This window comes from Pinibacter aurantiacus, assembly GCF_019130065.1.
Classification (GTDB): Bacteria; Bacteroidota; Bacteroidia; order Chitinophagales; family Chitinophagaceae; genus Pinibacter; species Pinibacter aurantiacus.
Genome location: NZ_JAHSPG010000014.1, coordinates 49719 through 68682 on the forward strand (window position 1 = coordinate 49719; position 18964 = coordinate 68682).

Genomic DNA, 18964 nt, shown 5'->3' on the forward strand with positions numbered 1-18964 from the left:
TATCTTTTTTTTGTTGCCCAATGCAAATCTGGACCGCCAAGCAGAAAAAGACGCACAATGGAAGAATTCTATTTCTCATTTCTTAATTGTTTTAATCAAGCTATTCGACATGTTAATATCCATTTAATCTATCGTTCGAGATGGCCTGAGGAACATCTCGAACAGCACTGGATGAACCGGCTAGGTCGCGGTCTGGCAATCCGTCCTTCTAATTACTCGAACATTTTAATACGTCAAATCTCATTTCTGCCAAATCGAAAACAGACAAATTCTGAAACTTAACTTGAATATCATTTTTGGGGTTGGGTTTCTTTTTATAAATATCAGAATTATTTGAAATAATTAAAGAAAGAGATTTACAATTAATAACCTGATCAAAAATTAGCTTCCTTAACGGTAAGGGCTCGTGAAATGATGAAAATATTCCGACGTGATGAAAATCAAATTCCGCATCACTTAGAAACAATGGTAACTGTTCATTCTTTAGTCCATTAATAGAATCTGCAAACGTTGCAATGAACAAATCTATGGGCGACTTATCTCTATTTTTTATAAAACTAGAATCAAGTTCCAATTTGACAGATGTGTCTACATAATTAGCCGCTGACAAATTTTCTTTTTTCTGCATCTTGCAACTCAAGACAAGATTTACTAGAAAAAACATCAAAACTCCATTTAAATTCCTCATATCGGTATTTTTTTCGTTTGGCAATCATAGTTGAATCTGTTTAGAACCATTAGTGTAAGGCATTTTGTTCACCCTATTCGACATGTTCCGCAGGGCATGTCGAATAAAAGATAACAAGGGGTTTTAAGATCCCCTCAATCGGCTGATCATTGTACAGGATTAATATCCATTTATATATCGTTCGAGATGTCCTGCGGAACATCTCGAACAGCTCTGAAAGCAGCTTTCGAAGTTATCCCTGCCATTGTCAATCCAAACGGATAATAGCTTTACTCTTGCAGATTGAATTCTATATTTTCAGGAGGATTTGAGAGTTGAGATATAGAGTCAACTACACCGTAAATTTTCATTTTATTAAATTTAGCGACCACTTTGTAGCCAGGTGAGGGAATAAAATAAATACCGTCACTTTGCTTTAATAAATCATTTCCATTTGCAGAAATGGCTTCAATATCTCCTGCCACCAATTTATACAGTTTGTAGTCGAGAGATTCGAAATCAAGAGAGGCAATTTTTGTAACTAAGTTTCCATAATTTATAGACTTAATTCTTCTCCCATTTTTATTAAAAAAAAATATGCCGTTAGATTCACCAATATAAAAATCTTTATTTTCCGGAAGCAGTTTCAAGCTATCAATTAGTTGTTGACTTTTTGGAAGGCTATTCGATATTTGATTGCCTTTTACATAATACCATCCCCATCCTTTATTTTCTGATTCATCAACGAATGCGAGATACTCTTTTGAAATTCTCAACAAACAATTGGAGTGTTTTTCTATTAAGTATTCAAGCGATTGACCATTCCTCAGTTGTTTTATAATCACATTTCTTAAAGAAAACTTTCCTAATGCGCCATATTCGACTACATTAACAATATAAATTCCCTTTTCGGGAGCTACATCTAATGTGTCAATTTCAATAACGCCTTCAGCTACTTTTTGAGTATTTATTTTGGTTTTTGTTAACCATAGGTTTCTATTATCCTTACAACTGGCAACAATCACTAACAAAAAGACGAGGGCAATAAAAATTGTTCTATTTGTAATCTGCTCCATAGAATGGATTATAAAAATTTAATAGCATCACCTCTACAGCTTGATTTCTTTCCTCACGCTATTCGACATGTTCCGCAGGACATGGCGAATAAAAGATAACAACGGATTTTAAAATCCCCTCAATCGACCGATCATTGTACAGGATTAATATCCATTTAACCTAGCGTTCGAGATGTCCTGCGGAACATCTCGAACAGCACTGGAATTGAATAAGAGTTAAAACAGGCTTAACACTAAAAAAAATAAAGCAACCGAACTTACAATTAAAAATAAAGAAATGAAAATACAATAGGTTGTATGTCTTGATTTTAAACTTTGGACATTATGCAATATTTTTTCAAAATTATTCTTATCTCCCAAAAACTTTTTGTTAACCAAAAAACTAATATAACAAAGCACCAAACCAAGCGTAACAAAAAATGCAAAAGACTTAATGTGAAAGAAATAAACCGCACCTCCGAAAACTAGCGGTGCAGTTATAAAAAAACTAATGATTGAACAATATAGTAATGCTGATTCTTTCGGTTCAGTGCTTTTCAATTTTTCTGAAAAAACATAGAAACAACTAAATATATAATTATAAAGCATTTTCATTACTCTTCATATTTTGTCACAACGATATCATTTGCACCAATGCAGATTTTATTCCGTCAAACGCTCACGCTATTCGACATTTTCCGCAGGACATGTTGAATAAAAGATAAAAAGGGATTTTAAAATCCCTTAATCGACTGATCATTGTGCAGGATTAATATCCATTTAATCTAGCGTTCGAGATGTCCTGCGGAACATCTCGAACAGCACTGGCTTTTCAACTCATCAGAGCCTACAACGGAAAGCAATAAACGACTTCGATTTTAATTTTGCAAAAAATACTTTGAGAACCAACTTTGATCTTGAAACTCCGATTATCCGGAAAACTGAGTTGATGAGAAGGCAATAAAAAAGCCCGCAAAAATGCGAGCTTTCAAAATTTGGCTGCGGTGAGGGTGGGATTGTAACCTAAACCCTCTATTGCAGTCTGGATCGATATTCCATCAATTCATTTGCCCGGTACTCTACGATTTACTCGTGTTCAAAGAGATCATATCTCTATTCTAAAGTTACAAAAAATGATTATCTGTGACAGTTGACCGTCTACGGTTTTTAAATACATCCGAAATAGCTTGACTAAACCAACACTTCCAATTCTTTATTAGAAACTAGATTTCTGCTAGCTCATCAGAGAGATAAAAAAGATTCGCATTTTATATGCCTGCAAGGAGTCTCAGGTATTTATTGACCCGTGGATGTTCAAGCAGCATCGAGTATAAACAAGAAACGAATCGCATTCTCCTTATTCTCTTATCTGATCAACACGGCAGTTCCCTTTCGCTTGATTACTGTTCCGGAGAAGCTAATACCCTCAGTCATCCATATATAAGTGCCGGTTGATTGCTGTACACCGCCTATCGATCCATCCCAACTAACGGCAGGATTTGTAGAAAAGAAAATCCGCTTTCCCCATCTGTCATACACTGCAAAATATTTGAACTCTTTTATGCCAATAGGAATTGCTCGCAGTTGGTCATTTTTGCCGTCGCTATTTGGAGTAAAGGCACTGGGAACATATATATCTACCACATTATAGACGGTTACAGTAATGTCATCAACGGCGATACAACCGTTCGGAGTACTTGCTGTGACCGTATAGGTTACTTTGTGCGAAATCGCCGCTACTGGATCCTTTACAGTGTTGTCGTTTAGGCCAATAGTAGGTGTCCAGTTGTATTTCGTAAAGCCACTATTGTTAACGTCAATTGCATTCAATTGCAATGGTTGGTTAATAACAATAGCAGTATCATTACCTGCAAATATTTTTGCGATAGGTATTACTGTTACAACCGTCTCGGCTGTATTTAAAGAACTGCATCCATTGCCATCATTCACGACGAGGCTATAGGTAGTGGTGGATGTTGGTTGCGTTACAGATGGATCAAATTTTTTTTGATTGGTGAGAAAAGTAGCAGGTGTCCATACACAACTAGTGCCTCCGCTTCCATTTAATTGAACGCTCTGCCCAAGACAGATAGCGGTGTCCTTGCTGGCATGTGCAACAGGAGCCGGATTTACAATAACAGTAATATTACCTGTTTGCGTACAAACTCCAAGCATTGCTGTTAGTGTATAAGTAACACTGACAGCTGGTGAGGCAACGGGATTTTGCGAAGATGCATTGCTTAAGCCTTGCGTAGGATACCATCGAAAGCTGGTAGCGTTTGTAGATGGCTGAAGGGTCAGGTTCTTACCCTCGCAGATAGTAGGATCATTCCCTGTGGTAAGCGTTAGATTGTCTTTAAGTGGCACCGTGGTGTTTTGCATCGACACGCAACCATTTACGTCCTTTACCGAGGTTGCGTAAATCCCTGTCTGTAATTTTATAAATTTACCACTTGCCTGAAAATTAACACCGTCTAGGCTATATTGAAAAGGCAAAGAGCCTCCGGTTTGCGATATGGTGATTGTTCCATCATTGTTAATACACGAGGCGGCTGTTGCAGCAGACATGATTTCAGGGCTCGGGTAGTTGTTTACATTAATAGAAGCGGGGTTAGTTAGGCCATTCGCATCTCTTACCGTAACAGTATAGTTTCCGGATGAAAGTTTATCAAAAACATTTCCCGACTGATAACTAATACCGTCGATTGAATATTGGTAGGGAGGAGTTCCGTTTGCTCCAACGGCAGTAATTGAGCCGGCAGTGGCACTACATACACCATCCTTTTCTGTTAACGTTACTGTTGGACATATATTGCTGATTTGGACAGTGGAGGTATTGGCGTAATTCAAAGCATCCTTTATAGTAACAGTGTAGGTGTTTGCTGACAGGTTTGAAAAAATTGTGCCGGCTTGAAAGTTCTTGCCATCAATCGAGTATTGATACGGAGGGGTGCCATTTGAACCAGCGACTTCTACAGTTCCGTTTTTGCTTCCACATGTTTCATTCTTACTAGCGGTTGTTACAGAAGGACAATCGATCGTAATCGACGCTGCCTGTGACTGTGTACAACCGTCCGCATCCTTTAACGTAACGAGATAATTTCGGCTTCCGGTTAAACCAGTGAAATTACTGGATGAATTAAAAGTCGTGCCGTCAATACTGTATGTCAATGGGATGGTCCCGCCTGAAGTTACAACAGAAAGTTCACCATCATTGAGTTGGCAGGACGCAGCTTTTATATTAACTGCAGTTATCTTCGGAGGTGTATTTGCACTAACAACAACGCTTGTTATGCCCTTTTTTCCATTACCGTCGGTCACAGTTATCTTATAGCTGCCCACAGGCAAGTTCTTAAAAATATTGGCTGATTGAAATACCATTCCATCTAGCGAATACTGGTAAAGACCTGAGCCGCCAATTGCATTGACACTAATGCTGCCATTGTTAAGGCCGCAGGTCGTATTTTGTACGGTGGTAGTTAAGGATAAACAAAGGCCCTTAACTGTGGTACTTGTGGAACCGGTAAACCCATTGGCATCTTTTATCATCACGGTATAAGTACCGCTATTCAACCCTGTAAAAGTATTGGCTGATTGAAAGTGTACTCCATCTATAGAAAAGAGGTAAGGTGCAGTTCCTTTTTGTCCAGTCGCGACTATTGTACCATCATTGAGCGCACAGGTTTCACCTGTGCTAACCGCCGTTACAACGGGGCAATGATCATAAACCGTTGCAACCAATGACGTTATCACTCCATTGGCATCCCTAACGCTGACATTATAATTTCCCGACCAGAGATTACTAAAAACATTGCTGGTTTGATAATTAATTCCGTCTATACTGTACTCGTAAGGAGCGGTCCCGTTACTTGCATTAACAGTTAACACGCCATCGTTTGCCTTGCAGGCAGCATCCACCGTTACGAAATCTATCTTAACATGACAGGATTGAAGAACAGTAATTGCGAAAGTTATTATTTTCCCATCCTTATCTTTTAAGTATAATGTGTGCATACCGGAAGATAAATTATAAAAATAGACTGAATTGTTTGTCAATAAATGAGTGCCGGGTATATAATTAATTCCGTCATCTAGTGAGTAGGTGTATAAATTTAAATCAGTAGGATCATAAATATCAAATCGAGCAACTCCTTCGTTGGCACAAACGCTGTTGTACCATGATCCTCCTACGCTTACACATCGGTTATAGTCAAGCTCAAGCGGCTCACATTGGACAATGCACCCATTCGCATCTTTGACAAAAAAAATATAATCGCCGGCAGATAAATTACTAAATACATTACTGGATTGATAAGGCATCGTTCCCATACTGTATTGGTAAGGCGGTGTACCTCCCGACGCTTCAAGCGTGATGCTTGCATCATGTGCGTAGCAATTTGAAATATATTTAATACTGCCAACTTTGACTGTTGGAGGTGATAAATAATTTGTCACCGTTACAGTTGTTGTTATTGTTTCATTGTTTGCATCAGTGACTGAAATCTTGTGCGTACCCGCCACTACATTGGTATAGTTTCCGGTGTTTTGAACAAAGAAATCATCCATTGTGAATTTGTATGGGGCTGTCCCGCCTGATACAGAAACAATAATACTTCCGTTATATTGACCGCAGGTTGAATTAATTGTATTCACATCCAGCGTAAGATTTCCGGATTGAACTATGCTTTGTGGTTTTAAAGATGTAACTGTTTGAGCCATCTTGCAGCAGCTCGTAATGTCACACTGAACTAAAGATTGCCTTCCTTGCGCGAATGAATCTACAATTTTCCCGTTTGATATTTGAATAGTCCTGCGATTGCTCTTGCTCCAGACAATATATCTGCTGGATGGCTGTTGGGCTAAAAGCAAGTTGTCTGAAGCCCAGAAAAAGTTTATACAAATCAAGAAGAATACAATCGGTACAGCCTTCTTGAATAAATAAGCTAAGATTAATTTTGACGTTTTCATTAAAGCAGGCAATAATTAGACGGGAATCTTTTCCTGTTTTTCCAAACATACATCATTGGTTTGCATATAAGCAGAATTATCAAGCTGTATGAACATTAAGACACTATTTCATTTTCTTGCCTTCCATTGTTACAGCAGAGTAAATGTCTATTGGGATTTCCTTGCCCATGACTTCAAGTGTTCCTTCAAAATGCGCTTTTACTTCGCTTGAAATCAACATACCTGTTTTTGTATCCAATTGGTATTCGCTTTGCTGTGACCCCTTTAATTTTGCCAATACCGGAAATCCCATTACATCGAGCGTACTTGTATCACTATCCATTTTGCCTTCCGATTGTATTAACGTGAACTGACTATTCATTGCCTTTAAGGTGTAGATGCTTTTTAGATTCATTCCGATATCGCTACCTGAATGTGAGGCAAGTTTCCACTGGTCCCCTATTTTTATGGATGAATCGGGAAATACACTAAACAACTGTTCCATGTTTTTCTTAATAAGGCCTTTATCTATTAATTGCCTCCATCTTTGCATTGCCAGTTCCTTCGTGTTTCTATCAGTATTGGTAAAGCTTTCCATAATCTTTCCCGTCATTTCATCATAGCCATGGATTTGTTTTATTTCCCCTTTTGGTGAAATCGTTGCGGTAACATTCGCATTCTTTAGAATACCCAACATCTTTTCTACAGGATCCATTGTTGACGAGGAATTAGACATATCCAGGTCAGTTTCATTGTCTTTATTTTTTGTGTAAATATGAACACTGTCATAGGTTATATGAAACAAATAATCGCCAACACTATCTTTATCTATTTTATAATAAACGCCATTTGTTGTCCGGTTAATGTTATCAGTTTTCTTATCCTCGTACTCTGTCTTTATGCGCGTTTCGTTGTTTATCAAAAAATAATACTTTGATCCCGATTCTGGTGTCAACGTTAATTTATATGATTTTGAGGGATCATAACTTTCATAATGCTCGCTGCGCCCGGTAGAGATTTTGCAACCTGATAACAATACAAATACTACAGCACCTATTATTACAGCTAAAAGCGATTTGATTAGATTCATACTTTCTTATACACAACTTTTTCAGACTTTTAATTTTGCAAGTGCTTATTTTGGTTATACACTTTGCAGAGCTCCAATTATACCTAAGGCAGAAATCCACTGCCAGCAGTTCGAGAGACGCAGGAATCCCCTGATTTCACCTTAACTATTAATCCCAATTTCCTTTAAGTGCTCCACTGCTCGAATGGCGTTTGGCTTTCCTTTTGTTTGTTGCATAAAAGCTTCCACAACTTGATTTAAAGTACGGAAGTCGCCTTTTACCTTTAAAAGTGTAGTTAGATATTTAAACTTTCCGATCTCGGTAGTACCAGCGTAATGATCATTAATCCAAGAGTTAATTAAACCGTCGTCAGACAACCGTCTATTTAATTCCGGCACAATAATATTTTGAACGTCAGTGCTAACATCCGAAACAACCTTATCCAAATTATCTGCCGTATTAACGCTCCACCAAAAATCGGGACTTCCCGACATAAACGAACCAATTCTTGCCTCCCACTGACATTGGCCGATTTCCGGCTTATTCAAATTATGAAAACCATTTACCAATTCCCCTAACACATTAGAGTAAACTCCAAAATTAATAGTAAATTTAAGTACGTCCTCAGTACTATCTCTACCTTTCTGAAAGTTAATGATGCCATAGTTTTTGTCGGCAACTTTGTAAAAATCATTACCTTTTTTAACAAAGTCAAATTGCTTCAAAAAAGGGCTTAATTCTTTAATAATATTTTTAAACATATGCGTTGAAATTACCAATTAGCAGGTTTTCGTACTAGGTTTACTTCATAACCCTGAGATCTAAGCCATCCATCTTTTAATCTTTGTAAAGTAAAATAACGAGACCCGCCAACCTTTGTCTCTATACCACCCAGATTAACTCCATTATACCACACATCCAAGTCCATATAACGTCTCCCAAACGGCGTCCATTTATACACCTCGGTTCTTACCACGCGCCCTTCGGCCCTTAATGCATCAGCCAACTCATCTCTAAATAAATTTCCAGCGGTCCTGTTTGCTTGAACCGTTGATTGAGTTCCAGCCCTAGCAATTCCGACATCAACAATTTGTTGCTGTGTATTTGATCTAAAAGGAATTCGAGGGCCAGCACCGACTTTAGGAAACAATCCTTGTGTTGCAACAAATATAGCGGTATTTGCCCCTTCTCTGAAAATTCCAGCTACGCCGCTTTGCTCATCCTTAATTCCGGCCTCAACAATTGCTATTCTTTTAATATCGCTAATTTGACCTCCACCACTTATTACAGTTCTATCCAACTTGTCAAAGTCATCCCTACACCACCAAGCCATCAAATTTAGGCCTTTTAAATAATTTGCAGCCATTGTAGTAACAACTGCTTTATCCAAATCCGGTAGAGCGTGTTGATATGCATAAAAATCAATTGCAAGTTTAAGTTGCGATTGCACAGCTGGCGAAGACAGTTTGTTATTTAACGCATCTGATGCTAATTGAGCCCTTACAACTGTAGCTGCGATGTTAATTGACGCCATTGCCAATGAAGCAACTTTTGATGTAATGTCTCCTGTTACTGTCACCGGTTTAACGGCCTTTATCGCAATAACAATTACCTCCGCTTGTTCGATTGTTTTGCTACCCTGGAAAACGTCCGAAACAATCCCGCTCCCTGGAAGGCTGACGCCTCCGCTTGGATCTGTCAAGGCTATAGGATCGTTACCCATACCAGTGTAGGGACTTGGAAACTGGTCAAACGGATCTTGTTGTACAAACCTTCCAATTTGTGCATCATAGTTTCGCAAAGCAAAATCCTGCCATTGAATATCTTCATCCAGTTCTGAATAGGCTCCTTGATATAAGTAATTATTTTTAATAGTGCCTTCGTTTGAGTTTGGCAGCTTATGGCTACTAAGGGCTGCTATTTTTAAACCAAAGGCATAATAATGATTCTCTTCAACAATGTTGCCAGCACTGGTTTGTACCTTAAAATTATCGAAGTACACGCTTTGGTCACTACGGTTACTCAAATACACGTATACATAACCGTTTTTCGGTGCTGTAACAGGCAGAGGCCCCAGAGACGATCCTTGATCACTCACAGAGCTTGATACCTGCGCTTGCTGTACTCCACCGTCTGCTGCTGGTATAAGATTAAATCGTTCGTCAAAAAATAAAATAGTTAGGTATGCCTGGGGGGCGCTCGGGTTACTGGTACTTGGCTGTACGTCATTGGCAAATGCGGGTAATGAGCCGAGTTGTGAAGATATACTGGTAGCTCCTGCTTTTACAGCACTACTTACAGGGCCACTAGCCAGGGAAGCGATAAGGCTGCTCAACACATTTGTTACAATATTCGAGTTATTACCCGGTGCTCCCGATTGAAACCAATACTGCGCAGAAGCGCTTATCCGATCACCTGCCATAACCTTTTGTAAAACATTCGGCCCAATATTATGTCCCGCGATATTTCCAAGCTCGCTCACCGAAGAGCCATCGCTAGAATTGTTCCAACCAATAGGTTTAGCAACACGTGTCGTGCTCACCTCATTGGCAGGGCCTAACTGCCCAAAGAGAGACTCCTCGCTGGTCGCAGTTGCCGTCTCCATTGTACATGTATTTGCAGCACTCTGCGTTTCTTCGGTAAGAATCATGCGCACATTTTGCTGATAATCCAGTACGAAATAGTCATAAGCTCCTTGTTTGCTATCCGGCAGTGTCATATTGCCGCTTATTAGAAGTCCGTTGCTCGCGTCACCTGTATTTACGGGAGTAATTGGACGAATCCTACCTTCTTCAAAGTTGATGCAATCAAGTACATCCGAACCTGTGCCGGTAGCTTTGTACACAAAGGCATCGATATAAGTTGTGGTGACAGCATCGCCGCTTTCGGGTGTAAATGTCCGTTTAAGTTTACGACCATCGGCATCATATACGATTTGAATGGTGCCTTTACCTCCGATTTTTATCAGTTCGGGTTTGTCCAGAAAATTGTAACTGATACCTGGGGTATTGGCGCCGCCATTATTGAGGTTTTGTACATTTTTGTTAAGATCCACAATCAAATTACCGTTGGCATCATACACATAGTCCGGCGTAGTTGAACTGTTTGCTCCATCTTTAAAATCGCCACTCATACCGTTTTGGCTAGGTGAAATCATATTATCCGTTACACTCTGCAACTTATTGCCAATTGCTGCGTAACTATAATGCAAGTCATCAACGATTAGTGGGGTATTTTGTCCTGGCACCACCCCTTTTTGCAACATAGTAAGCAAGTTGCCATTTAAGTCATAGGTTATTTTGCCACCTGTGCCGTTCACGCTGAAATCCATTTTGGCATTGCTCCAGCCATCACCCGGATGTGCCTGCTCATTAAAAGTTGCACTTGTTAATCTTCCGGCATTATCATACAGGTAATCATATCTACGCTGCACGTCATCACCCATGGTGTTCCATAGTTGCCCAGTGACCTGGCCATTTAATTGATTATTGGCAAATACTCCATCTTTATTGTCAAAACCCAGGTACATTCCAAAGTAGTGGCTCCATTTATTATAGGTGACAGTTTTTAGCGCAAAATCTTTATTGATTCCTGTGATCTGTCCATGAATATTATAGCTATAGTTAAGTGCTTCCAATTCAGCATTGCCCGTTGTCAAGTTGTTATAGCCCGGATCAAGATGCTTGGTTTTAAGACGTCCTAGATCATCATAGTCATATGATACTACCGTTTTAAAATCATTGCTGCCATACTTCTTTTGTAAAGAAGTAACACGACCAATCTTATCAAAATTGTATTTGCTTAGGGTAATAAAATTACTATAGGCCGTTCCCGGCGCCGTATGGGTATTACAGGTACTTAACACGCGTCCGTCCCAATGATATTGCCTAGTCGTGATATCGTTGCCGCCTTTTATATTATCCTCCTGCGATTGTAAAGGGCTTCCATCCTTATCATAATAGTCGGTCGCATTCAGAAAGATTGTGGTTCCGAGTACACGGGTCGTAGTGCCCGTTGTCATATTGAGCGTACGCATATCTTGCACAATGGGCAACACATTCACGTCAGCGCCGTATGCGCTTGTATTGGTAAAGCCAGTGTTAAAGCCTTTAGCTGTATTAAAACTGTAGTCATCATAGTATGAAAACTTCAGCATGGTTATGGTCAAGGGATCATTCAGATTAGCAGTGCTAATTGGATTAAGTGATGTAACCTTAGACGATACCGAAGCTGCACCCATTGTAACATTGATGGCAAAAGTGGTTGGTGCATTGTTGATGTCAGTCTGCAATGCATTGGGAGTTTTCGTGGTGTTGTAAAGCGCTGTGGCAAGCGGCCTATCCAGGTCGTCATACAAAGTAACCATCCATTGGTTATTGAGGCGCTGGTTGCCGTCCTGCGTAAAGACTTGCCTGTTACGATTGTCATACATAATATACAATGGGTCAGCGCCTGGCGTCTTTTTCCAGGTCATCCTGCCACGCTCATCATAGAAGTATTGAAAGCACCATTCATTAAGCACGTTCGTACCATTAGTACCTGCAAATGACCAACTGTTCGCATCAAGATATTTTACCGCTTCTGGCTGTAAAGTGAAACGTAAACGGCCAAAATCGTCATATACACTATAAGTACAAATCCAACCGCTGTAAGTAGCACCGGGCGCATCATCCAATTGTACTTTCTTTAGAATCGACCTTCCAGCGTTATCGGTGAATTCAACAATTTTCTTTCCATTTTCATCTGTATACGTGACTTTGAGTAAAGTACCAGGATTATAGATGCCTACTACGAGTGGTGCATCGCCTTTTACAAAATCTGCAGAAAGGATGCGAACAACGTCAGTTGGACTATTTACCTCATAAGTTATACTGGTGCCTGCTCCTGCAGCCCATGACGAACCCGGCTGTTTAGCATTAACCAACCGATTGAGCGGGCTATTGTCAAAGGTTAAGGAAGAAAAGGCGGATGTTTCATTAAAGACATTCGTGTAATATTGGGGATGTTCAGTGGCTGTTGCGGTTTTATATTTTCCAATTTCACTAGTAGTTGTGTATGACAAATATTTCTTTGCCTCTCGTCCCATCGCATCGTACTGCGAAAATTTAACCACATCGCCCCAAGTATTGCTTCCTTGTGCCGGCGTAGCCACTTCCCTACCCACCTGTTGAACTGGTCTGCCGAGACCATCGAGGTAAGTGGTGGTTTGAAACTTATTGCCAATGGGAAGTTGATCAACTTGTTTCCAGTCTGTTTGTCCCGATATTGTCACGACATGCTCCCGAATGTAATTGACATCTTCCCAGTTTTGCGATACAAGAGTTAGTTTGATAACATTTGAATACATTGATGATACTGCCCCAAATCTTGTCTGCCTTCTGTACCACATATTTTTTGTGAGTGCCGAAGTAAAATGATAGCTCGATCCTGAAGCTCCACTAATAGGCGTGAAAGTACCGGTTGGGGCATCACATGATTCCCACTGATAATATACTGTCAGGCCCAAAAGATTTGTCGTCACAGCAGGAATAACTTCCACAAGGTCGTCGGGAACCTGATTGTAGGAAAACGAGTAGACACCACTGACAGTTCCGATGGTATGATCAGGATTAAAAAGCTGTGCATTTACTTTAGCAATTGATCCTAACAAAAAGATTAAGACTAACCAACTGTATATTTTAAAAGCATGCTTCATATGCCTGATTGTTTTATTTTTAATTGGATAACGTCAAAGGTGAATTTCGAATCCTCGTTTTTATTGGATTATCGCGTCAAACGCCTGGCTTTTTATTGTTCGATGAATTCGCAGGATCAGCCACATTTTTATTTTTCGACGGCTTGGATAATATTCGGTCCATCACAGCATTTGAAAACGACACATGGTATCCAAGTACGCCATAAAGAGTACCTTGTTCATCGACAAAAAACTTCTGCCCTGGAGCAAGTACATCCTGGTCAAAGTGAAAGTTGTTTTCTCTCCTCGTTAGCCACTGAAAAAGCGAATCCTGTTGTTCGGCGGATTTTTTTGTGACTTTCATTCCTCCAGCAAGGATAAAGTTGGCCGGCATTTTTTGGTAAAGTGCTTTTATCTCGCGATCCATAGATTTCTGACAGCCAAACTCCACAGCCGGTATGCCGATAGCAACCAAAGAAGTATCATACTTTGACAGCAATCCTTTTAGCGACTTAATGTCCAGCAAGCTGTCCTGGGAAGAAACTGGCACCACTACAAAGAGAATCTTCTTTCCGTGAAATGCACTTATGCTTATTTTTTTATCATCCATATCCTTAATCGAAAGACTATAAATACTTCTGGCTTTCTGAATATTAAAGGAGAACAACAGCGAGAATAGAACTAAAGAAAAAATGTATCTCATAACAAATGATGTAAAAAATTACTATTTAAAAGATTAATGAATCTCCAACACGTTGTCGTACCCGGAATCATCAATGGTGACACCATACAAATACGCTTCAGAACCACCCCAGGTACTGGAAGTACCGGCTATGTATAAATGATCAAATGTGCTGGGATCATAGAAAGAACCCGAAAAATGGACGTCATAAGTACCCGGTAGAACATAACCCATACTTACGTTGGAACCAGGGTATTGTATATCAAAATAATAGTAGTCGTTGGTAGTCGTATTATGCAACTCAACTGTATAATAATTGGAACCAGAATAGTTGTAATAGATTTGAATAGGACTAGGTGTTGTACATCCGCCATATTGGTTTGCTTGTGATTGTGCATAAGCTATTACTTGGTTGTTCGCATCTGCTTGTGATATAGTAGATGAAAACTGCCCTGGTAGTATAGAAACATAATAAGGCAATGCGACATTGCCGCCACAGTTTTGTGAATAATAGTCATCATTGATGCCAATGCTGAAATAGGTGTTAGACGGACATTCATCCTGTACACCCATATCCAACCATTGTCTTTGATTATAAGTGGAGCTATTAGGATTGATGTCCCTCGCCCATCCGAACCGGTGGGCGGGTAGCTGCCCATTCACTGTAAAGCAATAGGCAGACTCGCCATCCTTCCAGACCCATTCCGCAGTGGTGTTAGGCGTACATACCTTATGTGCTGAATCATTTGCATTTACCTGTCCGTTAGCAGCAATTTCATCTAATGCCATCTGATTGGCAACCTCTTTACTTACAAGCGAGGAGTATTTATTGGCAGGTACTGAATATGTCACAGACCCACCTCTATAGCCTATACTGCATGCCCCATCATTCGTGGTGAAGGTTTGGGATTTGGGATCATTATACCAAATTATCGCGCATCCATTCGCGGAACTTGTATTATCTGCATTTACCTGGCCATAAACCAACAATTCTTGCTGTGCCAGCATGTCTGCATACCATTGTCCCAGAGGCGATGAATATTTATTTGCGGGTATGGTATAGGAGATACTCTTTCCTGCATAGCCTGTAGTGCAATTAGACTTAACAAATGTTTCGGCAATTGCCTTATTATAATACATGCCAGGACAGCCATTTTGCTTAGTAACAGAAACGTTATTGTACTCGTGCATTTTTATGATATTGCCGTTCTCGTCCTTTTCCAAGCGCATACGTCCGAGATTATCATATTCATAGTAGGTTATCCGGTTGTTTTCATCACAATCTGAAGTCTTTCCGATAACCGGATCATAGGTCACTGTGCGCATACGGGCATTCTGGGGGTATAAACGCAATTCGTCAATAATCGCAGTGCCGTACATCGTTACAGCATTCGTTGTAGGTAGCACCAGATATTCATAGTATGTCAAGCCATTAATAATGGGCCCTGACTTTGTCAGCGTGGCATTGTTGCTGGCTATGGTTAAAGGTGCCGTCGCCCACATTGAAAGAATATATTTCTTTGATGTATTAATAAAGGAAGAAAGCTGTTGTCCACTTGAAAGGCTTAATGCAGAATTACCGGTAACATATTTGACATTACTATACACCGGGGTACCTTGCAAACTCCAGATGCCAAAATCTCCAGATGTTTCAAAACTGCTATAGGCACATTTGTCCGCTATAGCATCAGCGTTTATAACAGATGCAACCACATATTTATCAGCATAACCATATATGTTAGTGACAGTCCTATTGCCTTCATCCTGCACTCCAATCAAATTATCTGTTGCACCATAAGTATTAACCTGGGTAATGGCATACGCACTAATATTACTGCCTGGGCCACCATAATAAGTAATATTAACTGAAGGATCCGTAAACCTTTGTTGCAAAAGCCGATAGGGTTTAATGTTTCCTGAAGAAGTTTGTATATATTCTGAAATTGCGTTGCCCACATTTTCCCATGTACCGGAAGCTTTTTGCACACGTTCGGTTGTCGAGACAGGAACCGAAAAAATATTATTGCTGGAAAGTGTTGACAAGGGAGCTGAACTATAATTACAGTTGTATGTAATATTTTTAAGACTAATGTCTCCATTGCTTTTCTTAACCAGTATTTGATTTACTTCATAATTGCTTGCCGGCAGTCCTGAGGTTTCGCCACCATCATTATATGCATAGTCAGTTTCGGTTTGGGCGTAGGTCTGATCATCGCCCGACTTATAAGATCTTTCGTAACTCGTAACTAATTCTACCCTTCCTGTATACGCACTATACAAATCAACCCCCATTGCTGCATCTGAAGTGGTAGAATATACATCATTGTTATATTTTGCAGGAGTCGTCCAGTCATCGCTCCTTTGAGAAGTGGTTTGTTTTACTAGACATTTACAGCCTATTAAATCACTCATCAAAGGATCGTTATTTTCAGTACCAGGGTATGGCCAAGCCAGCTTTACATCCTGGTCAACAAACTTTTGCGCATTATTAAAATTATAGAGGTTTTCTATTTCTTTAACCTTCTTACCATCTTTGTCATACACCGTGTTTTTCTTTAACAATCCATAGGCCCATGGTCCAAACCGTTGCTTAGGTGTAAACAAAGGATTGGTTGGATACCAGATGTTATGGTCATCGGAGCTGGTAAATTCACTGACCGTTTTTCCAGAGGTTCCCCCTCCTTCTGTGACCACGACCCTTTTAAACTGTGCGGGCAAAGGACTTACGGAGTTCAAATCCGAATTATAAAACACAGTCGAGAAATCGTCTTTTGCATTACTTCTACAGGTGAATATATACTGCAAAACACCAGCGATTACGTCTAGCACAATGGCTATAATGGCGAGTGGTCCTTGGTCCAGGCATATATTGACAATATCTACAACTGTTGATATCACACTAAGTATTCCCAACACCGGTGCCATGGTATTCATAAATTCCTGAAACCCGGTTAGGCTTATTGCGCCGCTTCGCGATAATATACCAGGATATTGATATTCCCAATAGCAACAGCCTGTTAAACACTGCAAGCCCATATGCCATCCCCTCGACTCAGGTTCCCAATGGCTGCCCATTCCCATCGAATTGACCGGCATTTCAAGGCCCCACAGCGAAGACGAGGTTCCATCACTGTTCACATAACTATAGTTGGTTACAATGGGGTTACCGCAGCCATTCGAGTAGCCCCCATCTGTTGAACTCGTTTGAGATACATGCACTCCACCAATTGTAACATCACCTGATCCTAATGAACCGACATTCTGTAAATATTGGTAGGATAAGGTTCCGCCGGTTGGATAAATGATTTGTCGCAACAACCCGAATTGCGCAAATCCGGATTTCGGATTTAAAGAAATGGTAGAGCCGTTGTTGTCGCGTAAAAAAACCAATCCCTTAAGTTGGCTATTGGTAAGCTGTGTTATTTTCCCGGTTAATGGTATTGGAGTCGTATTATCAGATGCAATACTACTGCTGCCGTTATAATAGCCCCAAATATCCTTGACATAACTGAATGGAGGGGGTACCATTTCATCCGTACCGGAAGATCCCGTATAATAGTCAAAATTATAGGGCGGGGAATCATCCTTTAAATCTACACCTATTTTTTTTACAGACTTCAGGCACAAACGAGCAGCGCCCTTTTGATAGTCAGATACCGGTTGACCGTATCTGTTTAAAATAAAATAGGTTGTATTTAATTTGTATTGTGACAGGCTCCTTGAGCCATACTTAATATCAACCGATGACAAGATGTAATCACCTTTTAAATCGGCCCTTTCGGCACCATAGTTAAAGGTTAAGGTGTGCGAGTCCGGGAACACAATTGAACTTAGCTCCGGTAATGTGGTAATTGATCTCTTGAAAGTTATTATCGAATAATCCTTGTCTTTATTATAAGTAATATCTGCACCTCCCGTGTTATCTAGTGTACGAACCACATAATTAAACGTAATGGTGCGCGATGTTAGTGGATCTTTTATTTCAGTGAGATACCACCCGTCAATAATATACGGGTTCGTCGTTACATTGTCGAAGCTACCCTGGTAATATACATTGCCTCCTTTGAACGTAGGCTGGGACAGAGCCTGTATCAGATTAGCATCGCAATACTCCGTCTTTAGCACTTTGGTCAATGCATGCTGTGAAAATTTATAAATAAGTCCATCCACATCTTGAATGGTAAATGAAGTAATCGTTGTTCTTGTATGCTCAGTATTTTTCAAATTATTATCTACTGTAAAAGTGATTTTCATTTTGGTATCACCCAATGCAGCACACACCGTCTGACCTTGCTTCGCTTTTACATCTAATACGAACATCCCCGCCTTACCATTAAACTGGAAAGCAAAGCGGTCCATCTCTCTGTCTTCTGCTGTGATGTTATGCTGCGCATACAATTGATTCATTGGATTGTAGATGGGATATTTAGTCAAGGCCCTGGGGCAACCCGTTTGTGCGCTTTTAGTTGCATACATATAACCGGCAGGATACTGGTTTTTATCTTCACCTCCGCTATATGCCTGCTGATCATCAGGTTCTCCTATTTGCAACCTCGTTATACAACCACCAGCGAGCAGGCTCCAATTTTGACCGACATTTGAGGCGATGTCATTCGCCTTCACTCCATTTCCAGAATTGTATGAAAGGGTAACCCCATTATACAACCGGCTTTTACTTTCCTGCCAGCTAAACATAGGCAAGGAAAAAACCGCGCTACCAGTTTGAAGATTCACCTGTGCTGAAAGTTCAAAAGCGCTTAACAGCAATAGAAAAAAACAGAAAACTCTAACCTTTGCCATTGAGATATATTTAAGATAAGATGTAAGCACAAAAAAATATTTGATTAAAATTTATACCTATTAAACCTG

At 40.0% G+C, this 18964-nt stretch carries 9 protein-coding genes; all 9 read right to left on the bottom strand.

Going from position 1 to position 18964, the window contains the following annotated elements:
- Window positions 1-208: 208 nt before the first annotated feature.
- Window positions 209-688 carry a hypothetical protein gene (locus tag KTO63_RS17785; RefSeq protein WP_217792862.1) on the bottom strand — a complete coding sequence of 160 codons (480 nt, stop codon included), beginning with the start codon at window positions 686-688 and terminating at the stop codon, window positions 209-211.
- A gap of 269 nt (window positions 689-957) precedes the next feature.
- Window positions 958-1743 (bottom strand): hypothetical protein, encoded by a 786-nt coding sequence (locus KTO63_RS17790; RefSeq protein WP_217792863.1) that lies wholly within the window; start codon window positions 1741-1743, stop codon window positions 958-960.
- 1344 nt (window positions 1744-3087) lie between these two features.
- Window positions 3088-6441, bottom strand: a complete 3354-nt coding sequence (locus KTO63_RS17795) for a T9SS type B sorting domain-containing protein (protein WP_217792864.1) — start codon at window positions 6439-6441, stop codon at window positions 3088-3090.
- Between the two features lie 19 nt (window positions 6442-6460).
- Entirely contained in the window at window positions 6461-6739 is a 279-nt protein-coding gene (locus KTO63_RS17800; RefSeq protein WP_217792865.1) for a hypothetical protein, read from the bottom strand.
- Window positions 6740-6793: 54 nt separating this feature from the next.
- Window positions 6794-7759, bottom strand: coding sequence for a DUF6263 family protein (locus tag KTO63_RS17805; RefSeq protein ID WP_217792866.1), 966 nt, complete (start codon window positions 7757-7759; stop codon window positions 6794-6796).
- A gap of 141 nt (window positions 7760-7900) precedes the next feature.
- Complete coding sequence (locus tag KTO63_RS17810) at window positions 7901-8500, bottom strand: DUF4304 domain-containing protein (protein ID WP_217792867.1); 600 nt, start codon at window positions 8498-8500, stop codon at window positions 7901-7903.
- Between the two features lie 11 nt (window positions 8501-8511).
- Window positions 8512-13434, bottom strand: a complete 4923-nt coding sequence (locus KTO63_RS17815; RefSeq protein ID WP_217792868.1) for a DUF6443 domain-containing protein — start codon at window positions 13432-13434, stop codon at window positions 8512-8514.
- Window positions 13435-13510: 76 nt separating this feature from the next.
- On the bottom strand, window positions 13511-14116 hold the full coding sequence (locus tag KTO63_RS17820; RefSeq protein ID WP_217792870.1) for a thioredoxin domain-containing protein: 606 nt from the start codon (window positions 14114-14116) through the stop codon (window positions 13511-13513).
- A gap of 33 nt (window positions 14117-14149) precedes the next feature.
- On the bottom strand, window positions 14150-18895 hold the full coding sequence (locus tag KTO63_RS17825) for a DUF5977 domain-containing protein (RefSeq protein ID WP_217792872.1): 4746 nt from the start codon (window positions 18893-18895) through the stop codon (window positions 14150-14152).
- Between the last annotated feature and the right edge of the window lie 69 nt (window positions 18896-18964).